11 protein-coding genes are annotated in these 7,446 nt (G+C 71.1%); 7 read left to right on the top strand and 4 right to left on the bottom strand.

Annotation, left to right across the window (positions count from 1 at the left end):
* Positions 1–24 precede the first annotated feature (24 nt).
* From VMN58_04285 to VMN58_04270, 4 genes are all read right to left on the bottom strand, one after another.
* Positions 25–525, bottom strand: coding sequence for an SRPBCC family protein (locus VMN58_04285; GenBank protein ID HUF32411.1), 501 nt, complete (start codon positions 523–525; stop codon positions 25–27).
* A gap of 152 nt (positions 526–677) precedes the next feature.
* On the bottom strand, positions 678–968 hold the full coding sequence (locus tag VMN58_04280) for a hypothetical protein (GenBank protein HUF32410.1): 291 nt from the start codon (positions 966–968) through the stop codon (positions 678–680).
* Positions 969–1,021: 53 nt separating this feature from the next.
* Positions 1,022–1,429 carry an SCP2 sterol-binding domain-containing protein gene (locus VMN58_04275; GenBank protein ID HUF32409.1) on the bottom strand — a complete coding sequence of 136 codons (408 nt, stop codon included), beginning with the start codon at positions 1,427–1,429 and terminating at the stop codon, positions 1,022–1,024.
* A gap of 87 nt (positions 1,430–1,516) precedes the next feature.
* Positions 1,517–2,176, bottom strand: a complete 660-nt coding sequence (locus tag VMN58_04270; protein HUF32408.1) for a TetR family transcriptional regulator — start codon at positions 2,174–2,176, stop codon at positions 1,517–1,519.
* Between the two features lie 63 nt (positions 2,177–2,239).
* On the opposite strand from VMN58_04270, the gene VMN58_04265 reads away from it, so the two are divergent.
* The 7 genes from VMN58_04265 to VMN58_04235 form a co-directional block, all read left to right on the top strand.
* A complete protein-coding gene (locus VMN58_04265; protein HUF32407.1) occupies positions 2,240–2,548 on the top strand; it encodes a 4Fe-4S dicluster-binding protein in 309 nt (102 codons plus the stop codon).
* A gap of 106 nt (positions 2,549–2,654) precedes the next feature.
* Positions 2,655–3,413 (top strand): alpha/beta fold hydrolase, encoded by a 759-nt coding sequence (locus tag VMN58_04260; protein ID HUF32406.1) that lies wholly within the window; start codon positions 2,655–2,657, stop codon positions 3,411–3,413.
* A gap of 72 nt (positions 3,414–3,485) precedes the next feature.
* Positions 3,486–3,914, top strand: a complete 429-nt coding sequence (locus VMN58_04255) for an ATP-binding protein (GenBank protein ID HUF32405.1) — start codon at positions 3,486–3,488, stop codon at positions 3,912–3,914.
* A gap of 49 nt (positions 3,915–3,963) precedes the next feature.
* Positions 3,964–4,263, top strand: coding sequence for an Asp-tRNA(Asn)/Glu-tRNA(Gln) amidotransferase subunit GatC (gatC, locus tag VMN58_04250; protein ID HUF32404.1), 300 nt, complete (start codon positions 3,964–3,966; stop codon positions 4,261–4,263).
* Positions 4,263–5,714, top strand: coding sequence for an Asp-tRNA(Asn)/Glu-tRNA(Gln) amidotransferase subunit GatA (gatA, locus tag VMN58_04245; protein HUF32403.1), 1,452 nt, complete (start codon positions 4,263–4,265; stop codon positions 5,712–5,714). The genes gatC and gatA overlap by 1 nt, the downstream gene beginning before the upstream one ends.
* Positions 5,711–7,168 carry an Asp-tRNA(Asn)/Glu-tRNA(Gln) amidotransferase subunit GatB gene (gatB, locus tag VMN58_04240; GenBank protein ID HUF32402.1) on the top strand — a complete coding sequence of 486 codons (1,458 nt, stop codon included), beginning with the start codon at positions 5,711–5,713 and terminating at the stop codon, positions 7,166–7,168. The genes gatA and gatB overlap by 4 nt, the downstream gene beginning before the upstream one ends.
* 89 nt (positions 7,169–7,257) lie before the next feature.
* On the top strand, positions 7,258–7,446 hold a 189-nt coding region (locus VMN58_04235; GenBank protein ID HUF32401.1), incomplete at its 3' end, for a GNAT family N-acetyltransferase.

The following is a 7,446-nucleotide window of genomic DNA, read 5'->3' as shown; positions in this document are numbered from 1 at the left end:
GCCCTCGCCCCCCGACCGGCCTGACTACCGCTCGGCCAGCTTGCGCACGTTCTCGAGCGTGCGCTCCATCCCGGTCCGGACCAATGGCGCCCGGATCTGTTCGTAGTTCTCCTTCAGACCGCGGAGCATCTCGTCTTGCGGCTCACCGAAGTCGACTTCGACCTCGTGGGCCACATGTGTCGAGTCCCGGCCAGCCGGCGTCAGGGTGAACCACCACTGCACCCGCCGAGGTTGCTCGGGCATCGTCACCGCCGAGACGATCCAGGAGATGCACTTCGGAGGATCGAACGCCACGATGACCGAGTCGCTGCTCACGTCCATCCCGGTGCCGTCTACCAACTTCACCGTCTCGTCGACGAGCAGACGTGTGCCGAGGCCGATTTCTCCGAGCGGCATCTGCTTCACCACGTTGAGCTCACCGCTTCCCGCCAACTCGACATGCAGCGCAGGATCGCTGACGAGATCGAAGACCACCTTCGGGTCCGCGTTGATCGTCGCTTCGGTTCGATAGGTGAAGTCGAGCACGGCGTGTCCCCCTCGTACGGGCCGGCTGATCCGGCTACTGGGCCAACCGTGGCACCGACGGACTCCGGGTGCATGAAGGTGTGCGACAGATTCTTGTAGGGCTGCGCCAGGGTGGTGGCCCTGATGTGCGGGGTGATGGTGGGGCAGACGCGCTAGTCGAGGGTCGTGAAGCGCTGTCGCCGGCGGGAGCTGTCGTCGACCAGAGCTGCTAGGGCGGCGGCGGCCGGGTGGTCGGCCGCCGCCGCGGCGGCGGCGTCGGCGTCGGCCTCCGAGTACCACAGCACCAGGGTGGCCCAGCCCCCCTCGCCCCTGGCGGTGCTGGCCCGCAGCAACCCGTGCCGGTGGTAGAGGAACGCCGTCCTCGCCCGCTCGTCGACCTCGAGGAAGGTCTCGTCGTCGACGCCGTCGAGGAGACGGAACGTCGTGAGCTCGATCAGCGCCATGGCGGGAGCCGGATGGCTCGGCGGGGCCCCGCCCGGCGGGGCCCCGGGCCGGGCTACTCGGTGATCTCCTTGATCTTCTCGGCGAGCTCGGTGGCGACTGGGTCGGGCGCCGACTGCTGCATGGCCATGAGCTTCGTCATGTCGCCCTGGACCTTGATCTTGCCGGCCATGAAGGCCTGCATGCCCGCCTGGGGGTTCTGGTCGACGAAGATCGCCTTGGCCGTCTCGTAGTCGATGGTGACGGTGAGCTCGGCGTCGTCGATGTGGCCGAGCTCCATCTCCATGTCGCCCGAGCTGGAGTCCATGTGGGCGTTGACGACGCCCTCACCGAAGGGGACGTCGGTGATGACCTGGTTCATCTTGATCTTGTGGGCGGCGGGGGAGGTCTTGCCGCGGTACTCCTCGCGGAGCTGCTTGGCAGCCTCCATCCACTCGTCGCTCAGGAAGGGGTAGGTGGCCATGATGGTGCTCCGTTCGTCGGGGTCTGGGCGGTTCGTCCGCGTCCGAGGGCAAGGTAGTGGCCCGCCGGGAGCGGTGGGTACGCGAGCTCAGGCGTTGGCGGTGAGCCCCCGTGAGGCGGCGGCGGCCAGCTCGGAGTCGAGGGCCACGGTGCTGTCGACCGCGACGGCCCGGACCACGTATCGCCCGACGAAGGCCGCCAGCTCCGCCGGTTCGATGGTGATGCGACCGGTGCGGTGGAAGTGGGTGTAGTAGGCGACGGTGCCGATGATCCCGTAGGCCAGCAAGGTGGCGTCGTCGTCCCGGGCCAGGCCGGCGTCGATGGCCGCCTGCACCATCCGAGCCGTGTCGGCCACGTGCACGTCACCACCGGTGCGCAGGATCGAGGCCATCTGGCGGTCCATCCCCTCGGCCCGCACCAGGGCGTAGAGCTTGGCGTTCTCGATCATGAACTGCACCGACGCTTCGGTGGCCTGGCGGAGCTGTTCGAGGGGGTCGGCGTTGCGGTCGACGGCGTCGCCCTGGGTCTTGCGGAGGCTGTGGCGGGTGGTGCTCACCAGCTCCCGGAAGAGGGCCTCTTTGTTCTCGAAGTACCAGTAGAAGAGGCCCTTGGCCACTCCGGCGGCCCGCACGATGTCGAGGACGCGCGTCTCGGCATAACCTCGCTCCGCGAACAGCTCGGCTGCGCAGTCGAGCAACTGCTGCTTGCGCTCCCGCCCCTGCGCCGTCAACCGGCGTCCGTCGTCCACGGGAGAAGCCTGACCGACCTTGACCGCCCGGTCAATGACAGATCTGTCAGATACGCTTCGGGCATGGCTGCGAGCAACCGGCTCACCCGCATCGAGGAGCGCGCCCGCAACCCAAAGTGGAAGGTGGCGCCGTTCCGCATCGAGATGTCGGAGTGCATCAACTGCGACACCTGCATCCGCTGGTGCCCGGACCAGTTCGGGGCCATCTTCAACCACGGCATCGACGTCATCATCGTCCCCGAGCTGTGCTCGGGCTGTGGCAAGTGCGTCGACCCCTGCCCGGTCGACTGCATCTACCCCGACCCCGAGTGGTCTGCCCCACCGGAGGACTGGTGGGAGGAGCCCCTCGGGGCCGACGACCCCTACGTCTGATCCGTCCGGACGGCCCCGGGCCGATCAGCGGCCGATCCGGGACCAGCGCTGGGGCATGCGTGCTCGCGGCTCCGGCCTCGCCGTCGCGGGGCGGTACGGTCTGGTCATGACCGAGCAGCGTGACCTCATCCCCGGCGCCGAGCCCGTGTCTGTCGCGGGCGGGCCCGTGGGCGTCCTGGTGCTCCACGGCTTCACCGGCAACCCGGGTTCGGTGCGGCCGCTGGCCGATGCCATGGTCGCCGCCGGCTTCACCGTCGAGATGCCCCTGCTGCCCGGGCACGGCACCGTGGTCGAGGACATGGTCCCCACCCGCTTCACCGACTGGGCGGCGGCCGCCGAGGCCTCCTACCTCGACCTGGCCGGCCGCGTCGACGCCGTGGTCGTGGCCGGGCTCTCGATGGGCGGGACCCTCACGTGCTGGCTGGCTGGCCACCACCCCGAGATCGCCGGGATCGTCTGCATCAACGCCGCCGTGCTGCCGAGCGAGCCCGAGGTGCTCGAGATGGTGCGGCTCATGATCGACGGCGGCGAGACCATCTCGCCCGGGATCGGGTCCGACATCGCGGATCCTGACGTGGTGGAGCGGGCTTACGACGGGTCGCCCCTCGAGCCGGCCCTCTCGCTGTTCGAGGCCGTCGACGAGCTCCAGGAGCGCCTGCCGGCGATCGTCTGCCCGGTCCTGATCATGACCAGCCGGCAGGACCACGTCGTGAACCCGGCGGCGAGCGACCACCTCGCCGCGACCGTGTCCGGTCCTGTCGAGCGGGTGATCCTCGAGCGCAGCTACCACGTGGCCACCCTCGACCATGACAAGGAGCTCATCAATCGCTCGGCTGTCGACTTCGTCACCAAGGTGACCGCCTAGCCCGCACCTCCCGCCTCCGCGGGTGGCGGACATTGCCCGGTTCGACATAGGTTCGCCAGCAGGGGGTACTCCATGGGCATGGAGAGGGGCGGTGTGGTGGAGCTCGCGTTCGGGGTCCCCGCCGACCTCGCCGCGCTGGAGGCCGTCCGCCGGAGGCTGGTCGACGTGGCCCACCGACTCGGCGCCTCGGTCGACGACGAGCACCTGTCGCTGCTGGCCACCGAGCTGATGGTGAACGCCATGGAACACGGGCTTCCGCCCGTGGCGGTCCGTGTCCGCTGGGACGGCCACCGGTTGCGGGTGGAGGTGGAGGACGCGTGCTGCCGGGCACCGGAGCTGAGGTGCCCGGCCCCTCACGACGTCGGGGGGCGGGGGTTGTGGCTCATCGACCAGATGGCCTCGGCCTGGGGCGTGACGCTGGCGCCGTCCTGCAAGGTGGTGTGGTTCGAGCTGGCCGGTGATGACGAGGCGGACACGGCTCCGGACGCCACCGACCGCTGACGGTCCCACCGCTGCCGGTCGCCCTTGCCGCGGCCCGTACCATGCCCCCATGGCATCGCTGACCCGTGACGACGTCGCCCATGTGGCCGCCCTCGCACGCCTGGAGCTGACCGAGGAGGAGCTCGACACGTTCACCGGCCAGCTGGCGAAGGTGCTCGACCACGCCGCCGACGTCGAGGCCCTCGACACCGAGGGGGTCCCTCCGACCTCGCACCCGCTGCCGCTGCGCAACGTGCTGCGGGCCGACGAGCCCAGGCCGAGCCTCGAGCGCGACGAGGTCCTCGCCGCCGCGCCGTCGGTGGAGGACCAACGCTTCCGCGTCCCGCCGGTGCTCGGCGAGGCGCCCTGATGTCCGACGCCACCGTCCTGTCCGCCCTCGAGGTGGCCCGAAGCGTCCGCGCGGGCGAGCGCACGGCCGTGGAGGTCGTCCAGCAGCACCTCGAGGCCATCGCCGGCCGCGAGGGCGACATCCACGCCTTCAACGCCGTGCACGACCGCGACGCACACCTGGCGGCGGAGCACCTCGACCGACGGATCGCCGACGGCGGCGACCCCGGCCCGCTTGCCGGCGTCCCCGTGGCGCTCAAGGACAACCTCTGCACCCGGGGCCTGCCCACCACGTGCTCGTCTCGCATCCTCGAGGGATGGCGGCCGCCGTACGACGCCACCGTCGTCGAGCGCCTGGCCGCCGCCGGGGCGATCGCCATCGGCAAGACCAACCTCGACGAGTTCGCCATGGGCTCGTCCACCGAGAACTCGGCCTTCGGCCCCACCCGCAACCCCCACGACCTGTCGCGGGTGCCGGGTGGCTCCAGTGGCGGCAGCGCGGCCGCGGTGGCCGCCGGCTTCGCCCCACTGGCCCTCGGCTCCGACACCGGTGGGTCGATCCGCCAGCCCGCCTCGTTCTGCGGTGTGGTCGGTGTCAAGCCCACCTACGGACTGGTGAGCCGCTACGGCCTCATCGCCTTCGCCAGCAGCCTCGACCAGATCGGGCCGTTCGCCCCCACCGTGGCCGACGCCGCAACCCTCCTCGAGGTCATCGCCGGCCACGACCCGATGGACTCCACGTCGATCGACCAGCCCTCGCCGGAGCTGGTGCGCCACCTCGGCGAGGGCGTTGACGGCCTGCGGGTGGGGGTGGTGCGAGAGCTGATGGGCGAGGGCATCGAGCCTGATGTGCGGGCCCGGGTGACCGCTGCGGCCGAGGCTCTCGCCGCCGCCGGGGCGACCGTCGAGGAGACCTCGGTCCCCGCCGTCTCCCTCGGGGTCTCGGCCTATTACCTGATCGCGCCGGCCGAGGCCTCCAGCAACCTCGCCCGCTACGACGGCGTGCGCTACGGGCTGCGCGTCGACGCCCCCACGACCCCGGCGATGAACCTGGCCACCCGCACCGCGGGGTTCGGCGACGAGGTGAAGCGCCGCATCATGCTCGGCACCTTCGCCCTCTCGGCCGGTTACTACGACGCCTACTACGGCAAGGCCCAGCAGGTCCGCACGCTGATCATCCGCGACTTCACCGCCGCCTACGACTCGTTCGACCTCCTGCTGGCGCCCACCACGCCCAGCACCGCCTTCCCCTTCGGCGCCAAGACCGACGACCCGCTCGCCATGTACCTGTCCGACGTCTGCACCATCCCGTCGAACCTGTCGGGTGACCCGGCCATGAGCGTCCCGTTCGGGTCCGGGGCCGATGGCCTCCCCGTCGGCGTGCAGCTGCTCGCCCCCGCCCTGCAGGAGGTCACCATGTTCCGCGCCGCCGCCGTCCTCGAAGACGCCATGGCCGGGGAGGTGGGCGCGTGAGCGCCACCGAGACGGCGTCGTCGGCGGCGGCCGGCGCGCTGGCCGGGTGGGAGGTCGTGATCGGCCTCGAGGTCCACTGCGAGCTCGCGACGGCCACCAAGCTGTTCTGCGGCTGCCGCAACGCCTTCGGCGACGAGCCCAACACCAACGTGTGCCCGGTGTGCCTCGGGTTGCCCGGCTCGCTTCCGGTGCTGAACCGCCAGGCCGTCGAGCTGGCCATGCGCCTCGGCCTGGCCCTGCACTGCACCGTCGCGCCGAGCACGTTCGCGCGGAAGAACTACTTCTATCCCGACATGCCGAAGGACTACCAGATCAGCCAGTACGACCAGCCCATCAACGTCGACGGCTGGCTCGAGCTGCCGAGCGGGACCCGTGCGGGCATCGAACGGGCCCATCTCGAGGAGGACACCGGCAAGTCCACCCACGTGGGTGGGGGCGGCCGCATCACCGACGCCGTGCACTCGCTGGTGGACTACAACCGTGCCGGCGTGCCCCTCGTCGAGATCGTCGGTCGGCCCGACCTGCGCGGCGCCGAGGACGCTCGGGCGTTCGTCAACGAGCTGCGGGCCGTGCTCCTCGCCGCCGGGGCCTCCGACGCCAAGATGGAGGAGGGCTCCATGCGCGTCGACGCCAACGTGTCGGTGCGCCGGGTCGGTGACGACGTGCTCGGCAACCGCTGCGAGATCAAGAACCTCAACTCGACCCGGTCACTCGGCCGGGCCATCGAGTACGAGGCGCGGCGGCAGGTCGACCTCCTGGGGTCCGGCGAGCGGGTCGTGCAGGAGACCCGCCACTGGGACGAGGCCGACGGGCGCACCCACACCATGCGCTCGAAGGAGGAGGCCTACGACTACCGCTACTTCCCCGAGCCCGATCTCGTCCCCCTCGACCCCGACGACGCCTGGATCGAGGCGGCGCGCGCCGCCCTCCCGCCGATGCCGGCCGACCGTCGCGCCGCGCTGATCGACGTGACCGGGGCCGGAGCCGAGTCGGCGGCGGCCGTCGTCGACCGGGGCCTCGACGGCCTCGTGGTCGCCGCCCTGGCTGCCGGCGGCGACGCTGCCCGCCTCCTCACCCATGCCGAGCACAACCTGGCGGGCGTGGCATCCGACGCCCTCGACCCGAACCGTCTCGCCGACCTGAGCCGGATGGAGCGCGACGGCGCCCTCACCGCCACCCAGGCCAAGACGGTGCTGGCCGAGATGGTCGAGACCGGTGGCGCCCCCGCCGCCATCGCCGAGTCCCACGGCTTCGAGGCCATGGGTGCCGATGCGTTGGTCTCGGTCGTCGATGAGGTCGTCGCCACCAACCCCGACGCCTGGGCCAGCTACCGCGCCGGCGACGCCAAGGTGGCCGGGTTCTTCGTGGGCCAGGTCATGAAGGCCACCAAGGGCCAGGCCGACGGCAAGGCCGTCACCGCCCTCCTCCGGGCCAAGGCCGACGCCGAGGCCTGACGCTCCGGTCCTGTTTGGGCGGTGACCGTGGTCGCTCCGGCCACCGAAATCACCGCACAGACGTGGGACGGCGCGAGCAGACTGGGGGGATGGACCTGGAGATGCGCGCCGTCACCGAGGACGAGTTCCCCGCCTACGCCCGCACGGTCGAGGCCGCCTTCGGTGAGGTCGCCAGCGACGAGGAGGTGGCGAAGTGGCGCTCGGTGACGCCATTGGACCGCACCATCGCGGTGGTCGACGAGGGTGAGATCGTGGGCACCGCGGGGGCGTTCTCCTTC

The sequence above is a fragment of the Acidimicrobiales bacterium genome (assembly GCA_035512495.1).
Taxonomy (GTDB): Bacteria; Actinomycetota; Acidimicrobiia; order Acidimicrobiales; family CADCSY01; genus DATKDW01.
This window is presented reverse-complemented; position numbering and strand designations above follow the sequence as displayed.